Source organism: Pseudomonas sp. R32, assembly GCF_009866705.1.
Lineage (GTDB): Bacteria > Pseudomonadota > Gammaproteobacteria > Pseudomonadales > Pseudomonadaceae > Aquipseudomonas > Aquipseudomonas donghuensis.
The window spans coordinates 2,134,580-2,150,680 of record NZ_CP019396.1 but is presented as its reverse complement, the minus strand read 5'-3'; the positions used below and the strand labels follow the sequence as shown (position 1 = coordinate 2,150,680).

The following is a 16,101-nucleotide window of genomic DNA, read 5'->3' as shown; positions in this document are numbered from 1 at the left end:
TACGAGTAAAGCGCGTGGGCCTCTTTAGCATCGAGCTAAATAGTGGCATTCTGCACCCCATGGATATCTACGCGATTCGCAAGCACAACCTGGTGCAGTTGCTCGGCACCCAGCGCAAGGCCAGCTGTGCCGAGCGCTGGGGCATGAGCCCTGCGCACCTGAGCCAGATTCTGTCGATGCGCACGGAAAAAAACCTCGGTGATGAAGTCGCCCGCCGTATTGAACAGGCCGAACACCTGCCGGCAGGCTGGATGGATGTATTGCAAAGCGACGCTGGCGTGCCTGCCAGCAGCAAGGCGCTGAGCAGCGCGTTCGTCAGCATCGCCCACTTCGACATCCGCGGTTCCATGGGCAACGGCAACACGCCGCCAGCCCATGTCGAGGTGATCCGTGACCTGACCGTGCACCTGGACTGGCTGCGCGGCCAGGGCATCAGCTATTCCGGCGCGCATAACCTGGCGATCATCAGCGGCGACGGTGACAGCATGGCCGGCACCTTCAACGACGGTGACGCGTTGCTGGTCGACCGTGGCGTCAACGAGGTGCGCAGCGATGCCATCTATGTCTTCAGCCTCGACGGCGACCTGTTCGTCAAACGCCTGCAGCGCCTGACCGATGGCGCCTTGCGAATGATCTCCGACAACCCGCTGTACCCGCCGGTGCTGATCGAGGGTGCGGCACTGGAAATGCTGCAGATTCATGGCCGTGTGCTACTGGTTTGGAACGCACGAAGAGTATGATGAGAAAACAACCGACCGCCCCGGTCGGTTAATCACCACTAAATGGCAGCAGCAGGATGTAGCGATTCCAGCAACGGATTGCTCGACCGAATCCGTGTGACTGAGATCGAATCATGAGCGGCAATCTGTGGGTGTGGGAAGAAGAAGAGCTGCTGGCACTGCGCAAGGCATTTGCCGCGCTCAAGGCCAGGCAGCGCCAGGCAGAGCGGGTGTCCCAGCGGCGCATGGCCGCCGAGCTGGGCGTCAGCGTGACCACCCTCAATGCCTATATGACCGGCAAGCGCGCGCTGGACATGAAGTTCGCATTGATGTTCGAACGCCTCACCGGCATCCCCACGCGCAGCTACAGCCCGCGCCTGGCTGACGAGATCGAAACCAGCAAGCATCAGCGCAAACCTGCGGTCTAGAGCCAGCCCGGCAATTGCGCCTGGGCATTGCTTGGCCTCGTGAAATTTATCTGGTAGTTTTTCATGAAAAAATACCAATAAAAATTCATGAGGTCCGCCATGTTCAAGCAATCCGCCCAGCATGTCGCCAGCTATTACGCCCAGACCTACCCCGCCCCTATCCCTCTGCGCCCTACCCTGCAGGAACGTCTCGATACCGAGGTGTTGATCATCGGCGCCGGTTTCAGCGGCCTGCACACCGCCTTGCGCCTGACCGAGGCCGGCAAGCGGGTGACCCTGGTGGAAGCCAGCCGGGTGGCCTGGGCGGCGTCCGGGCGCAATGGCGGGCAGGCGTTGCTGGGCTGGTCGTGCGACATGGCCCCCCTGGAAAAAGCCCTTGGCCAGGAGCGCGCACGGCGCCTGTGGGACAGCATGCGCTGGGCCGCCAGCGAGATGCGCGAGTTGCCCGAACGCCACGGCTTTGCCGTCGACTACCGGCGCGGCAGCCTGTGGGCGGCGGTGCTGCCCCGGCGCGTGGCCATGCTCCACGCGGCCCTGCGTGAGGCCGAAGCTAAATGGGGCTATGACCAGTTGCGGGTGATCGAGCGTGACGAATTGCCCGAATGGATTGGCAGCCCGCGCTACCAGGCCGCGCTGTATGACGCCGAAGGCGCCCACCTCAACCCGCTGAAACTGGCCCAGGGCCTGGCCAGCGCCATCGAGGCGGGCGGCGGACGGATCTTCGAGCAGAGCCGGGTGCTCAGCTACCGCGACACCCCGGCAGGCTTTGTCGCCCGCACCGACCAGGGCGAGATCCGCAGCGATGTGCTGGTCCTGGCCTGCAACGCTTATATCGACCAGCTCGACCGCCCATTGTCACAGCGCCTGCTGCCGGTGGGCTCCTATCAGGTGGCCACCGCGCCCCTGGACCCGGCCCTGGCCCATTCGCTGCTGCCGCACAACAGCTGCGTGATCGACAATCAGTTCGTCCCCGACTACTTCCGCCTGACCCCGGACCATCGCCTGCTGTTCGGCGGCGGTTGCACCTACCTGGGCGGCATCCCCAAGGACGTTGCCGCCGCCACCCGTCCGGTGATGGAACGGGCCTTCCCGCAGCTGCAGGGCGTGCCGATCGACTACGCATGGGGCGGCCATATCGATTGCAGCCTGCGTCGCACCCCGGACATCGGCCGCCAGGGCCAGCGCTACTGGCTACAGGGGTTTTCTGGCCATGGCGTGCTGCCAACCCTGGCCGGCGCCCGGGCGGTCAGCGATGCGATCCTTGGCAACCCTGATGTGCTGGCGCTGTACCAGGCCATCGACAACGGCCGCTTCCCCGGCGGCGACCTGCTCGCCGCGCCGCTGGAAGCTGCCGCCAAGGCCTGGTACCGCCTGTGTGACACTATCTGAGAGGACCATCCATGGACATGCAGGAAGAAATCGAAAGCCTGGCGATCCTCATCCGCGACCTGCGCAAGCACCGCAACCTGACTCTCGGCGAGCTGGCCGACCGCATCGACCGTTCGGTGGGTTTTCTCTCCCAGGTCGAGCGCGGCCTGTCACGGCCGACCGTGGCCGACCTGACCGCCATCAGCGAAACCCTGTGCGTGCCCACCACCTACTTCTACAACCTGAGCAAGCCACGGCAAGTGGACTGGGTCACCCGCCCCGGCGAACGGCGCACCCTGTACTACGCCGCCGGGGTCACCGATGTGCTGGTCTCGCCCAAGCTCAACGGTGGTTTTTCCATGCTCGAAAGCCACCTGGCACCGGGCGCCAGCAGCGGTGACGGGCACCTGGACGACAGCTCCGAGCAAGGCGGCTTTGTGCTCGAAGGCGAGCTGAGCATCTGGCTCGATGACGCACACGTACCGGTCACCCTGCACGCCAACGACAGCTTCCAGCTGCCGCCGCACAGCCAGTTCCGCTACGCCAATCTGACCGACCACACTACCCGGGTGCTCTGGGTATTCCGTTGAAACCAAGCGCAGGATCGCACGTAATGACAACAATCAAAGACTGCCCTGAACTGCTGAACGAAGTACGCGCGTTTCGCGCCGAGCATCCTCAGGTGCGTTATGTAGACCTGATCAGCCTGGACATCCCCGGGCACTTTTACGGCAAGCGTTACCCCATCGACATGCTCGAAAAGGTCGCCGCCGGCAGCGCCCTGAAATTGCCGCAGAACTGCGTGCTGCTCGGTGTTCAGGGCGGCCTGCACCCGATTGGTGATTATTGCTTCAACGACGGCGACCCGGATGCGCCACGGCGTTTGATCCCTGGCACTCTCAAGCCGGTACGCTGGGAGAACCAGCCACTGGGGCAGATGCTGATCAGCTCCGACGGCACCGACGCACCGATCGAATTCGAGCCGCGCGAAGTGCTTGCGCGAGTCTTGCAGCGCCTGCGGCGGCGCGGCATCCGCCCGGTGGTGGCCTTCGAGCTGGAGTTCTACCTGTTCGACCGCACGCTCAAGGACGGCCTGCCGCAGTTCCCCCACGACCCGTTCAGTGGTGATCCGGATGACCAGCCGAACATGCACATCGAGCGCCTGTCGCGCTATTCCGATGTGCTGCGGGAAATGGTCGAAGCCGCCAACGAACAAGGCGTGGACGCCAACGTGATTACGGCAGAACTGGGCCCGGGCCAGTTCGAGATCAACTTCGGCCACTGCGACGATGGCCTGCGCGCCGCCGACTGGGCCGCACTGTTCTGTCGCAGCACCCGAGGCGTGGCGCTCAAGCACGGCATGCGCGCCAGCTTCATGAGCAAGCCCTACCTGGATGCCCCGGGCAGCGGCATGCACGTGCATGTCAGCCTCTACGACCCGCAGGGCAACAACCTGCTGGCGGCCGATGACCAGCGCCCGCTGCGCCATGCCGTGGCCGGTTGCCTGGAGCTGCTGCCGCACTGCATGCCGATCTTTGCCGCCAACCACAACGCCATGCGTCGCTACGGCGCTATGGTGAATGCCGCCAGCCGCGCCAGCTGGGGTTTTGAAGACCGCGACGCGTGCATCCGCATCCCCGAATCGGATGCGCGCAACCTGCGTATCGAGCACCGTCTGCCCGGCGCCGACGCCAACCCGTACCTGGTGCTGGCGGCGATCCTCAGTGGTCTGGAGCATGGCCTGGATGCTGGCAAGGAGCCGATTGCACCGCTCAACGACGACCGCAGCAGCGGCATCGACTTTCCCAAGGACATGCTCGCGGCGGTGGCGGCCATGCGTCATCACCCGGTGGTCAATGAGCAACTGGGCAGCGAGTTCGTCATGGTCTACTGCGAGAACAAGCGCCAGGACCACCTGGCGTTCATGCATGAGGTGAGTGCGCGGGAGTATCGCTGGTTTCTTTAACGACTGAAGGCAAAACCCTTGCTGGCTACACCGGCCTCATCGCTGGCAAGCCAGCTCCCACAGGGTGGGGTGTATACAGATCCATTGTGGGAGCCGGACTTGCCACGTGATGTGCTGGCTAGCTCCCAGAGAAATTGCAGCCCGCACTTATTTAGCCATTGACGAAACTTTAGCTTGAAGCTAAATATTAGCTCAAGCCCACATTCAATTCAGAGAGGGCCTACATCCAAAACGGAAGGAGAAACCCATGAGCGTCAACATCGACCGCCTCACTATCACCACTCCGGTGGCCAAGTCCAGCACCGACCCCACCGCCTTGGAACTGACCGGCGCCCAGGCCCTGGAGCAACTGCCCGAGGTCATCGCTACCTTGAGCGACGGTTCGGTCCGCTTCACTGCCCCGACCAAGGGCGCCTCCAGCAAAAGCACCCACCGCACCCGCTGCGAATGGAAAGAGCCCAGCTACTGGTCACTCAACAGCGCAGTCAAACACCACAACCACCAGACCATGACCCTGACCAAGGTCAACTCGGCGCAGAAGGTGGTGATCTCCCAGTTGCACGTCAAAGACGACGACAGCCCGACGGTCAAGGTGTTCTGGAACAAGGGCAAACTCACCTACGGCTTTCGCCAGAGCTACAACCAAACCGCCCCGGCCAGCGTCACCCTGTTGGCCAATGTGCCACTGGGCGCCGCGTTCGAGATCATCCTCGATGTCACTGCCCAAGGCGTGGTCACCCTCTTCGCCACCTGCAATGGCAGCACCGCCAGCAGCGGCCCGCTGCAGATGGACTCCAGCTGGAACAGCCGCACTTTCAACTTCCACGGCGGGGTTTACAACCAGGTCGACTACAACGACAGCACACTCAGCACTGACGGTTCGATCTGCATCATCAGCGCGCTGGCGCTGGGTCACCATTAAGCCCTGAGCTGCCCGCCAGGCGCTGCTCCAGCCATTGGCAGAAGCTCACAGTCAAGGCCTCCCCTTCACTGTTGCGGTGTACCAGCCATGCCCACTTGGGGCCGCGCACGGTCTGCTCGGTCAGGGCCACCAGGCTGCCTTGCACGCGCGCCTGTTCGGCCAGCAAGGCACTCACCAGGGCAATGCCCAAGCCCTGGCTGGCAGCGTCCAGCAACTGCCCGGGGTCGGAAAAATTCAGGCCCTGCAGCTTCTGCCCTACGCCCTCGCCACCCTGGGTGTGCCAGTAGCTCCAGTCCATTTCCCGCTCGCCATGCAGAGTGGTCCGCTGCTGCACCTCTTGCGCCAGCAAGCGCGGGTGACAGGCCGGATACAAGCGATCCTGCAACAACACACGAAAGCCACAATCAGCCTGGGCGCTGATGTCGTCACGCACTGCAACGTCGATGGTTTGAGTGGTCATGTCAGGGATTTCATCGCTGGTGAACAGCCACAGGTCCACGTCCGGATACAGCCGGTGAAAGTCGCCCAGGTGCGGCACCAGCCAGTGCCGGGCAAATGCCGGCGTGGTGTTGACCACCAGTTGGTTGGGCTTGCGGTACTGCTCCAGGCGGCGGATGCCAACGGTCAGTTGCTGCAGCATCACCTGGGTGGTGCTGAGCAGGTCGTGGCCGGCATCGGTGAGCGATACGCTGCGCCCTTCGCGAAAGAACAGCGGTTGCTCCAGGTAACTTTCCAGGCTGCGGATCTGCTGGCTGATCGCCGACTGGGTCAGGTGCAGCTCTTCGGCGGCCTTGTGAAAACTGCCCAGGCGCGCCGCCGCTTCAAAGCCGCGCAAGGTGTTGAGGGGTGGCCAGTGTTTCAGCATGATTGATAAGCCCAGCTAATCATATATCGGCAAAATCCATCGTTTGTTCAGGGGCAAAGCCCAGTTATAGCATGGACACCCAGGCAATCCTGCTGAAAACAATTACTTAACTGAAGGCTATTGCAATGCACAACGACAGCGCCAACAACAACGGCTGGTTCATGCCCGCCGAATGGGCAAGGCACGCCGCCACCTGGATGGTCTGGCCGCACAACCAGGCCCTGTGGGAGTCGACCTGGGGCGTGACCCTGGCGAATGTGCAGGCCGATTTTGCCCGGGTCGCCAACGCCATCGCCCGCTTCGAGCCGGTAAAGCTGGTGGTCGACCCCAGTGCGGCCGCCCAGGCCCGGTCGCTGTGCGCGGCCAACATCGAGCTGATCGAAATCGCCGTCAACGACAGCTGGTGCCGCGACTCCGGCCCAAGTTTCATCTGCCACCCGCAGCAGGGCCTGGCCGGGGTCAGCTGGCGCTTCAATGCCTGGGGCGCCAAGTCGGCCCATGACCTCGATGAGGGCCTGGCCCGGCGAGTACTCAATGGCCTGGGCCTGCCGTGCTTCGGCAGTTTCCTGGCCAACGAAGGCGGCGCCATTCATGTCGATGGCGACGGCACGCTGATCACCACCGAATCGGTACTGCTCAACCCCAACCGCAACCCGGGCCTGAGCAAAAACGACATCGAGGAAATCTTCATCCGCCTGCTGGGGGTGAACAAGGTCATCTGGCTGCCGGGCGACCCGGATTACGTCACCGGCGACATGACCGATGGTCACGTCGACGGCGTCTGTGCATTCGCCCGACCGGGCGTATTGCTGGTCGATGCGACCCACGACCAAACCTCTACCTACGCCCAGGTGGCCAAAGAGAACCGCCGCGCCCTTGAACGGGCGACCGACGCCCGTGGCCGACACTTCGAGCTGATCGACCTGTACGAAGCCTCGGCGGCCGTCGATACCGACGCCGAAGTGTTCTGCGCCTCCTACACCAACTTCTACCTGTGCAACGGTGCCGTGATCATGCCGGCCTACGGCATCGACGCCGACCAGCAGGCCGCCGCCACCCTGCAGCAAGCCTTCCCCGACCGCACGGTGGTGCCGGTACAGATCAACCAACTGGCCCACGGCGGTGGCGGCGTGCATTGCATCACCCAGCAGCAACCGGCCTGGCCACTGGCGGGGAACAACGCATGAGCGCCCTGACCGTCGCCAGCCTGCAACTGGCCTGCAACTGGAACCTGGCCGACAACCTCGACCGCGCCGAGCAGTTGGTGCGCGAGGCCGCGGTAGCCGGTGCCAAGCTGATCCTCTTGCCCGAGCTGTTCGCCACGCCGTACTTCTGCATCGAGCAATGCCACACGCATCTGGCGCTGGCCGAGCCTTATGACCACAGCCCGCTGTTGCAGCGTTTTGCCGCCCTGGCGGCAGAACTGGGTGTGGTGCTGCCGCTGAGCTGGTTCGAACAGGCCGGCAACGCCTACTTCAATTCGCTGACCGTGGCCGATGCCGACGGGCGCTTGCTCGGCGTCTATCGCAAGACCCACATCCCCAACGCCATCGGCTACCAGGAGAAGGAATACTTCAGCCCCGGCGATACCGGGTTCAAAGTCTGGGACACCGCCGTCGGGCGCCTCGGCGTGGGCATCTGCTGGGACCAGTGGTTCCCCGAGACCGCTCGCTGCCTGGCCTTGCAGGGCGCAGAGATTCTGCTGTTCCCTACCGCCATTGGCTCCGAACCCGGCGCCGCGGCGCTGGACTCACGCGACCATTGGCAGCTGACCCAGCGCGGCCACGCCGCCGCCAACATCCTCCCGGTGATCACCGCCAACCGCACCGGCGTTGAAGTGGCGCGCAGCGATGCCGAGCTGCACATGCGCTTCTACGGCTCCTCGTTCATCACCGACCACAAGGGCCGCCTGCTGGCCGAAGCGGATCGCGACAACACCTGCGTGCTGCTGGCCGAGCTGGACCTGGCACACATGCGCGAGGAGCGCCTGACCTGGGGCATCTACCGCGACCGCCGCCCGGAAATGTACGGCGCATTGTTGAGCCTGGATGGCCGTCACCCGCACACCACCTGGAGGCAAGGCGCATGAACAGCCTGAAAACCCTGCTCGCCCTCTCCCTGGCCCTGAGCTGCGGCCTGGCCAGTGCCGAAGATAAAGTACTGCGCCTGTACAACTGGGCGGATTACTTTGCCGAAGACACCCTCAAGGACTTCACCGCCCAGACCGGCATCAAGGTCATCTACGACGTCATGGACAGCAGCGAAACCCTGGAGGCCAAGCTGCTGTCGGGCCACAGCGGCTACGACCTGATCTTCCCCGGTGACACCGTGGCCGAGCGCCTGGCCCGCGCCGGCGCCCTGCAAAAACTCGACCCGGGCAAGCTCGAGCACCTGGCAGACATCGAGCCCGGCCTGCAGCGCCTGCACCAGCGCTACCCCAACTCGCGCGAGAGCACCGTGCCCTACACCTGGGGCAGCATTGGCCTGACCTACAACCGCGCGGCCATCGAGCAGCGCATCGCCAATGCCCCGGTCAACAGCCTCGACCTGTTGTTCAAACCAGAGAACGCCGCGCTGCTGGCCGACTGCGGCATCTCGATGATCGATTCGCCCGACGAGGTGCTGGCGGTGGTGCTGCACTACCTGGGCAAGGACCCGCGCAGCGGCAACGCCGACGACTTGCTCGCCGCCCGCCAGATGCTGGGGGCGATCAAGCCGTACATCCGCAAGTTCCAGTCGCAGCCGGTGACCCAACTGGTCAATGGCGATACCTGCATTTCGCTCGGTTACAGCGGCGACATGATCCAGGCCCAGCGCACCGCCGATGCCGCCGGTAAAAAGGTCGAATTCCGCTATCACATCCCGGTGGAAGGCACGACCATCTGGATGGACAGCATGGCCATCCCCGCCGACGCCGCCCACCCGGAATACGCCTACGCTTTTATCAACTTCGTCATGCAGCCGCAGCAGATGGCCGCCATCAGTTCCTTCACCGGCTACCCCACCTCCAGCGCCAAGGCGCGGCCACTGGTCGAGCCGCAGATGCGCGACAACCCGGACATCTACGTCAGCGATGCGACCTACGCGCGGCTGATCCCGGGCAAGGACATTTCCCAGAAAGACATGCGCGCGCGCATGCGCACCTGGACCACCCTCAAGACCTCCTCGGCCCATTGAGCCGTTACTACGAGAGCCACACCGATGACACCCCGTCGTACCTTTCTCAAGCATCTGTCAGTCGCCGCCGGCATCGCCGGCCTGGGCCTGGGCCCGTTGCGCCTGGCCATGGCCGCTGACGCGCGCTGGTTCATGCCCGAAGAAGACCAGGCCCAGCGGCGGTTCTTCCTGGCCTTCGCCGCCGCCGAAAATGTCTGGGAAGACCAGGCGGACGCGGTCAACAGCTGCATCGCGCAACTGACCCGAACCATCGCCCGCTACCAGCCAGTCAGCGTACTCTGCCGCCCCGAAGACCTGGCTGAGGCGCGCCAGCAATGCGGCAGCGACAACATCGAGTTCCTGCCGATGGCGCTGGACGACATCTGGATCCGCGACTACGGCGGCTGCTTTGTCATCGACGACGACGGCAACAGCGCGCTGATGGACTTCAACTTCAACGGCTGGGGCAACAAGCAACGCCACCGCAACGACAGCCGCGTGGCGGCAACGCTCAGCGAAACCCTGGGCCTGCCCTACCTGCAAAGCGAGCTGACCGGCGAAGGCGGCGGCATCGAAGTGGATGGCCACGGCACGGCGATCATCACCGAAAGCTGCTGGATCAACGCCAACCGCAACCCCGACTGGAGCCGTAGCGACATCGAGGCCGAGCTCAAGGCCAACCTCGGCCTGCGCAAGATCATCTGGCTGCCGGGCATCAAGGGCCAGGACATCACCGATGCCCACGTCGACTTCTACGCGCGCTTCGTCGAGCCAGGGGTGGTGATCGCCAACCTCGACAACGACCCGGACACCTACGATTACCGGGTCACCCGCAAGCACCTGGAAATCCTCAAACAGGCCACCGACGCCGACGGCCGCCGCTTGACCGTGCACCTGCTGCCACCGCCAAGCAAACTGCGCAGCAACCGCTTCACCCGCGACAACCCGGAGTTTGCCGCCGGCTACATCAACTACCTGCCGATCAATGGCGCGGTGATCGCGCCACAGTTTGGCGACCCGCAGGCCGATCAGCACTGCAAGCAATTGCTCGGCGAGCTGTACCCGGGGCGGATCATCGAGCAGGTCAATATCGATCCGATTGCCGCGGGTGGCGGCGGGATTCATTGCATCAGCAAGAACATGCCCGATACCCGGCAGTAATCCAGTCAGCCACTTTGCTAGCTTGACGGCGTGCAGCAGCAGGCCAATAATAGATCGATCAGTCAGTCTATTAATGAGCCCGCCATGAGAACCGTAGACCCGGAGAAAGTCGCCGCCAAACGTAAGCAGATCCTCGACGCGGCCATCGAGTGCTTCGCGCGCAGTGGCTTTCACTCCACCTCGACGGCGCAAATCTGCGCCGCTGCGGGCATGAGCCCGGGCAACCTGTTCCACTACTTTCCCAGCAAGAACGCGATCATCGAGGCCATTGCCCAGGACGACCAGCATGGCATGGCCGAGTTGATCGCCCACCACGCCAAGACCAAGGACAGCCTCACTGCCATCGAGAACATCGCCATCGCCATGATGGAGTTGTGCAGCGACCCCACCTACGCCCGAATCAGCCTCGAAGTCGCCGCTGAAGCCTTGCGCAACCCCGAGGTCGGAGCCCTGCTTGCCGCCAATGACACCCAGGTCAAGGCCGATCTGCAGGCCTTGCTCAAGCGTGGTATCAAAGCCGGGCAGATCGACCCGACGCTCGATACATCGATGGCCGCGACCTGGTTGATCGCCCTGACCGAAGGCGGCATCGGCCGCGTCGTGCTCGAGCCAGGCTTCAAGGCCAAAGCCCATGGACCGACGCTGCGTACGATCATCCGCAGGTTCCTGCAGATTCAGCCATCAGCCTCCTGACATCGGCCTGTCGTACTCGCTGTTGCCTCCCTTGTTGATGTGCCCACTCGAGATTGATCGCGATGGTATCTGTGCTGCGAGACAAACCCCGCCTGGTGATCCCCGGCCTGTTGTTACTGCTCGTGACTGGCTGGGTGCTGGTGATGCCTGCCAGCGAACAACCGGTCAGTGCCCCTGCGCAAGTGCCCCTGCTCAAGGTCAGCAGCGTGCTGGCCGAACCCGGCACCGTGAGCCAGACCCTCCAGGTGACCGGCAGCCTGGTAGCCCGCGACGAGGTGTCGATCGGTACCGCACTGCAAGACACACGCATTGCCAGGGTATGGGTCGAGGAAGGCGACACGGTGGTGACCGGGCAACTGCTGGCGCAACTGGAAACCGATACCCTCGACGCCCAGGTGCGCCAGGCCGAGGCAACCCTCAGTCGTAATGCTGCCCTGATCAAGCAACAGCAAGCGCTGGATATCGAGGCACAGGCCAGCCTGGCGCGGATCAATGAGCTGGGCAGCATCGGCGCGGTCAGCGCCCAGCAACTCGACCAGCAGCGCGCCCAGGCCCATGCCAGCGCCGCCGCGTTGGCCGCCGCCCGGGCCGAGCATCAACAGGCCGTCGCACAACTGAGTGACGCCCGCACTCGCCGCGACAAGGCCGACATCCTTGCCCCGGTCAACGGCATCATCTCCGAACGTCACGCCCGCTTGGGTGCCATGGCCGGTAGTGAGCCGCTGTTCAAGCTGATACGTGACGGGCAACTCGAGCTTGATGGCGAGCTGGCGCAAAGTGCCCTGCAGACGATTCGGGTCGGTACCGCGGTTCAGGTGCACGTCGCAGGAATGCCCGACAGCGTCGCCGGCACGGTGCGCTTGCTGGCCCCCAAGGTGGATGCTGGCAGCCGGCTCGGGCGTGTGCGCATCAGCCTCGCGGCAACGCCCGGGGTGCGCGCGGGCAGTTTTGCCAGCAGCAGGATCGAAACCGGCACCAGCACCGCTGCGGTGGTCATTCCGTTACGGGCGGTGACCTTTACCGATGACGGCGGCGCCACCGTCATGGTGCTCGATGACAATGGCCAGGCGAGCGTGCGCAGCGTGACCCTCGGCCAGCGCAACAGCCTGCGGGTGCAGGTCAGCAGCGGCCTTGCCGGCGGTGAGCGAGTGGTGGCAAGCGCCTCGGCATTCGTGCGCGACGGTGACGTGGTCAGCCTGGCGCAGGAGCCAGGACAATGAGCCTGGCGGTGTCGTCCTGGGCCATTCGGCGGCCCATCCCTACCCTGGTATTGTTCCTGGTACTGGCCGTGGCCGGCTGGGTTTCCTTTATCGACCTGCCGATCAACGCCAACCCGCGGGTCGACTTTCCGGTGATTACCGTCGCCGTTGTCCAGGTCGGTGCCGCGCCGAGCGAACTCGAGCATGCCGTCACTCAACGGGTCGAGCGTGCGGTGTCCGGCCTGGCAGGCATCCGCCACATCACCTCGACGATTGCCGATGCCATTTCGGTAACCACCGTGGAGTTCCAGCTCGGTATCGACCCCGACCGCGCCGCCAACGATATCCGCGACGCTATCGGGCAAATTCGCGCGGACTTGCCGCAAACCATTGAAGAGCCGCTGGTCACCCGCATTGATGTCGAGGGCGGGGCAATCCTCAACTACGCAGTCAAATCCAGCGCCCGCAATGCCGTGGACCTGAGCTGGTTTGTCGATGACGTACTCGGCCGGGAACTGCTTGGCGTACCCGGGGTACAAAAAGTACAGCGTCTGGGCGGTCTGGAGCGTGAGGTCAAGGTCGAACTCAAGCCCGAGCGACTTGAGGCACTGGGCATCTCGGCCGACCAGGTCAACACCCAGTTGCTGCACAGCAACAGCAACGTGCCCGGCGGGCGGGCGATTCTCGCCGACAGCGAGCAATCCATACGCACCCTGGGCAGCGCCCTGACCGTGCAAGCCTTGAGTGAAACGCCAATCGCCCTGCCAGACGGACGTTGGGCACGCTTGAACGAGCTGGCAAGCGTGGTCGATGGCGCCGGCGAAATGCGCGTCCTGGCGCGCCTGAACGGTGAGCAGGTGGTCGGCTTTGCCGTATTTCGCGCCAAGGGTTCCAGCGATACCCGAGTGGCTGCAGGAGTAGAGGCTGCACTACAGCGCCTGCAGCAACATCACCCGGATATCGAGGTCCAGCAGGTCGCCTCGATGGTCGACTACACGCTGGCCAGCTACAACGCCGCGATCATGACCCTGATCGAAGGCGCACTACTCACCGTGCTGGTGGTGTTCCTGTTCCTGCGCAACTGGCGCGCGACCCTGGTGGCGGCCATCGCCCTGCCCTTGTCGATCCTGCCGACCTTTGCCGCCATGGCCTGGTTCGGCTATAGCCTCAACAGCATCACCTTGCTGGCCCTGACCCTGGTAATCGGCATCCTGGTCGACGATGCGATTGTCGAAATCGAGAACATCGAGCGTCACCTGGATCAGGGCAAGCGCCCCTACCAGGCCGCCATTGATGCCTCGGACGCCATCGGCTTTGCCGTGGTGGCGATTACTGCGACCATCGTTGCGGTGTTCCTGCCGGTGAGTTTTATCGGTGGCTTTGTCGGCCAGTACTTCACCCCCTTCGGCATCACCGTGTCGGCGGCGGTGTTGACCTCGCTGCTGGTGGCACGGCTGCTGACGCCACTCATGGCTGCCTACCTGCTCAAGCCCAAATCGATTGAGCATCAGCAGCATGCTACGCAGGCACCCGCCGGCTTGCTCGGTCGCTACCTGCGCCTGCTTGAGTGGGCACTGGCGCATCGGCGCAAGAGCCTGGTGATCGCGGCGGCTTTCCTGCTGGCCTCCTTTGCCCTGGTACCGCTGCTGCCTTCAGGTTTCATGCCGGTCAGCGATACCAGCCTGAGCCGCATCGATGTGTCCCTGCCGCCCGGCACGCCACTGGCGCAGACCGACCGGACCCTGCAACAGATGGCGGCAAAACTGCGCGAGCAGCCGCAGGTGCTGTTTGTCTTCAGCACCGCCGGCGGCGAAGATGCCTCCGGCACCACCGATGTCGCCAGTGGCCAATTACTCGTGCGCCTGGTGCCACCCGAGCAGCGCGATCGGAGCCAGAAGGCGTTCGAACACTCGGTGCGACCGCTTCTCGGCGAGTTCGCCGATGTGCGCTTTGCCTTTCGCAGCGACAGTGCGGCGCGAGACATCTCGGTGATTCTCGTCGGTGCCGACGCCCGGCAACTGTCCCAGGCCGCCTACGCGCTGCAAGGCGAAATGCGCATGATCAAGGGGCTGGCCAACGTCCAGGTCAATGAGCCCTTGCCGCGACCGGAGCTGTTGATCCGCCCGCGCCTGGATGAGGCCGCCCGCTCTGGCATCAGCGCCCAGGCCATTGGCACCGTGGCGCGGATTGCCACCTTGGGCGATATCAATGCCAATTCAGCGCGCTTCAACTTCCACGACCGGCAAGTACCGATTCGCGTGCAACTTGCCCAGGCGCAGCAAGGCGACCTCGACACCCTGCGCAATCTGCGGGTGGCCAGCGACAACGGCGGCACCCTGGCCCTGCACAGCGTCGCCGACATCGACTACGGCAGTGGCCCGACAAAGATCGAACGCTTCGACCGGCTGCGGCGAATCTCGGTGGACGCCGACCTCGCCGGCATAACCCTCGGTTCGGCACTGGAAGCGATCCAGGCCACACCTGCCTTGCAGCACCTGCCCCTTGGCGTGCGCGAGGTGGAGTATGGCGATGCCGAGTACATGAATGAAATGTTCGAGAAATTCGCCACGGCGATGACCTTCGGCATCCTCATGGTGTTCGCCGTGCTGGTCCTGCTGTTTCGCGACTTCCTGCAGCCGCTGACCATCCTCGTTTCCCTGCCCCTGGCAGTCGGCGGTGCCATCGGTGGCTTGCTGTTGTATGGCGCGGCCATCGACCTGCCGGTGGTGATCGGCTTGCTGATGCTGATGGGCATCGTTACCAAAAACTCGATTCTGATGGTCGAATTCATCATCGAAAAACGCCGCGCCGGCATGCCCCGGCAGCTGGCACTGATGCAATCAGGCGCCGAACGTGCCAGACCCATTGTCATGACCACCATCGCCATGGTGGCAGGCATGATTCCGGCGGTCCTCAGCAGCGGCGCCGATGCCGGCTTTCGCGCGCCCATGGCGATTGCGGTTATCGGCGGACTGGTGACCTCAACCTTGCTCAGCCTGGTCTTCGTGCCGGTGGTCTTCAGCTACATGGACGACCTGAACAATTGGCTGGCCCCGCGCCTGGCCACACTCACCTCGGTGACCGCGCATGACCGGGCGACAGCGCAACTACAACGAACAGTGGCAGACAATGATCAGACCATTTGAAGAAAACGACATGGAAGCGGTTCTGGATATCTGGTTGGCGGCCTCGATCCAGGCCCATGACTTTGTCGATCCAGCCGTTTGGCGCGCTCAGGTCGACAACATGCGCACACTCTATTTACCCGCCTCGCAAGTGTATGTCGCCGAAGACGACAGTAAAACGACCGGCTTTTATGCACTGCATGATAATAACCTGGCGGCGATCTTTGTCCGCCCAGCGTGCCAAGGCCAAGGTATTGGCAAAGCGCTAATTGCCCACGCCAAGCAGCAACGAACAGAATTGACCCTGTCGGTGTATAAAGAAAATCACGCCAGTGTCCAGTTTTATCTGGCGCAGGGCTTTACCCCCATCGCGGAAGCGGTGGATCAACACACCGGCCACCCCGAGTACATCATGCGTACCCGCAAACAGCAGATGTAAACGTTATTACCTCTGCCCGAAAGAACGTCCAGCACACAACTGGAGATTCCTGCCCTGCGG

15 protein-coding genes are annotated in these 16,101 nt (G+C 63.6%); 14 read left to right on the top strand and 1 reads right to left on the bottom strand.

Annotated features, from left to right (window positions below; translation table 11 throughout):
* The first annotated feature begins 59 nt into the window (after window positions 1-59).
* The 6 genes from PspR32_RS09880 (at window position 60) to PspR32_RS09855 (ending at window position 5,403) form a co-directional block, all read left to right on the top strand.
* Complete coding sequence (locus tag PspR32_RS09880; RefSeq protein WP_159388389.1) at window positions 60-740, top strand: S24 family peptidase; 681 nt, start codon at window positions 60-62, stop codon at window positions 738-740.
* A gap of 113 nt (window positions 741-853) precedes the next feature.
* On the top strand, window positions 854-1,147 hold the full coding sequence (locus tag PspR32_RS09875) for a helix-turn-helix domain-containing protein (protein WP_010225429.1): 294 nt from the start codon (window positions 854-856) through the stop codon (window positions 1,145-1,147).
* A gap of 99 nt (window positions 1,148-1,246) precedes the next feature.
* On the top strand, window positions 1,247-2,536 hold the full coding sequence (locus tag PspR32_RS09870; protein ID WP_159388388.1) for an NAD(P)/FAD-dependent oxidoreductase: 1,290 nt from the start codon (window positions 1,247-1,249) through the stop codon (window positions 2,534-2,536).
* 11 nt (window positions 2,537-2,547) lie between these two features.
* Window positions 2,548-3,105 (top strand): helix-turn-helix domain-containing protein, encoded by a 558-nt coding sequence (locus PspR32_RS09865; RefSeq protein ID WP_159388387.1) that lies wholly within the window; start codon window positions 2,548-2,550, stop codon window positions 3,103-3,105.
* 23 nt (window positions 3,106-3,128) lie between these two features.
* Window positions 3,129-4,481: a glutamine synthetase family protein gene (locus PspR32_RS09860; RefSeq protein ID WP_010225433.1), complete on the top strand. Its 1,353-nt coding sequence runs from the start codon at window positions 3,129-3,131 to the stop codon at window positions 4,479-4,481.
* 247 nt (window positions 4,482-4,728) lie between these two features.
* On the top strand, window positions 4,729-5,403 hold the full coding sequence (locus PspR32_RS09855) for a polysaccharide lyase family 7 protein (protein WP_010225436.1): 675 nt from the start codon (window positions 4,729-4,731) through the stop codon (window positions 5,401-5,403).
* Here the strand turns inward: PspR32_RS09855 and PspR32_RS09850 are convergent.
* On the bottom strand, window positions 5,375-6,268 hold the full coding sequence (locus PspR32_RS09850; RefSeq protein WP_036994644.1) for a LysR substrate-binding domain-containing protein: 894 nt from the start codon (window positions 6,266-6,268) through the stop codon (window positions 5,375-5,377). The two genes, PspR32_RS09855 and PspR32_RS09850, sit on opposite strands and share 29 nt — an antisense overlap.
* Window positions 6,269-6,393: 125 nt before the next feature.
* Between PspR32_RS09850 and PspR32_RS09845 the strand changes: the two genes are divergently transcribed.
* The 8 genes from PspR32_RS09845 to PspR32_RS09810 all read left to right on the top strand — a co-directional run bounded on the left by PspR32_RS09845 (window position 6,394) and on the right by PspR32_RS09810 (window position 16,041).
* The gene (locus tag PspR32_RS09845) at window positions 6,394-7,455 is read left to right on the top strand and encodes an agmatine deiminase family protein (RefSeq protein WP_159388386.1); all 1,062 of its coding nucleotides are present in this window, start codon (window positions 6,394-6,396) and stop codon (window positions 7,453-7,455) included.
* On the top strand, window positions 7,452-8,357 hold the full coding sequence (gene aguB, locus PspR32_RS09840; RefSeq protein ID WP_159388385.1) for an N-carbamoylputrescine amidase: 906 nt from the start codon (window positions 7,452-7,454) through the stop codon (window positions 8,355-8,357). The genes PspR32_RS09845 and aguB overlap by 4 nt, the downstream gene beginning before the upstream one ends.
* Window positions 8,354-9,445 carry an extracellular solute-binding protein gene (locus PspR32_RS09835; RefSeq protein WP_159388384.1) on the top strand — a complete coding sequence of 364 codons (1,092 nt, stop codon included), beginning with the start codon at window positions 8,354-8,356 and terminating at the stop codon, window positions 9,443-9,445. The genes aguB and PspR32_RS09835 overlap by 4 nt, the downstream gene beginning before the upstream one ends.
* A gap of 24 nt (window positions 9,446-9,469) precedes the next feature.
* Complete coding sequence (locus PspR32_RS09830) at window positions 9,470-10,585, top strand: agmatine deiminase family protein (protein ID WP_159388383.1); 1,116 nt, start codon at window positions 9,470-9,472, stop codon at window positions 10,583-10,585.
* 84 nt (window positions 10,586-10,669) lie between these two features.
* Window positions 10,670-11,278: a TetR/AcrR family transcriptional regulator gene (locus tag PspR32_RS09825; RefSeq protein ID WP_100782300.1), complete on the top strand. Its 609-nt coding sequence runs from the start codon at window positions 10,670-10,672 to the stop codon at window positions 11,276-11,278.
* A gap of 71 nt (window positions 11,279-11,349) precedes the next feature.
* A complete protein-coding gene (locus tag PspR32_RS09820) occupies window positions 11,350-12,498 on the top strand; it encodes an efflux RND transporter periplasmic adaptor subunit (protein ID WP_158491186.1) in 1,149 nt (382 codons plus the stop codon).
* A complete protein-coding gene (locus PspR32_RS09815; protein ID WP_159388382.1) occupies window positions 12,495-15,623 on the top strand; it encodes an efflux RND transporter permease subunit in 3,129 nt (1,042 codons plus the stop codon). Before PspR32_RS09820 ends, PspR32_RS09815 begins: the two co-directional genes overlap by 4 nt.
* A 10-nt stretch (window positions 15,624-15,633) precedes the next feature.
* Complete coding sequence (locus tag PspR32_RS09810; protein WP_437127859.1) at window positions 15,634-16,041, top strand: GNAT family N-acetyltransferase; 408 nt, start codon at window positions 15,634-15,636, stop codon at window positions 16,039-16,041.
* The last annotated feature ends 60 nt before the right edge of the window (window positions 16,042-16,101 follow it).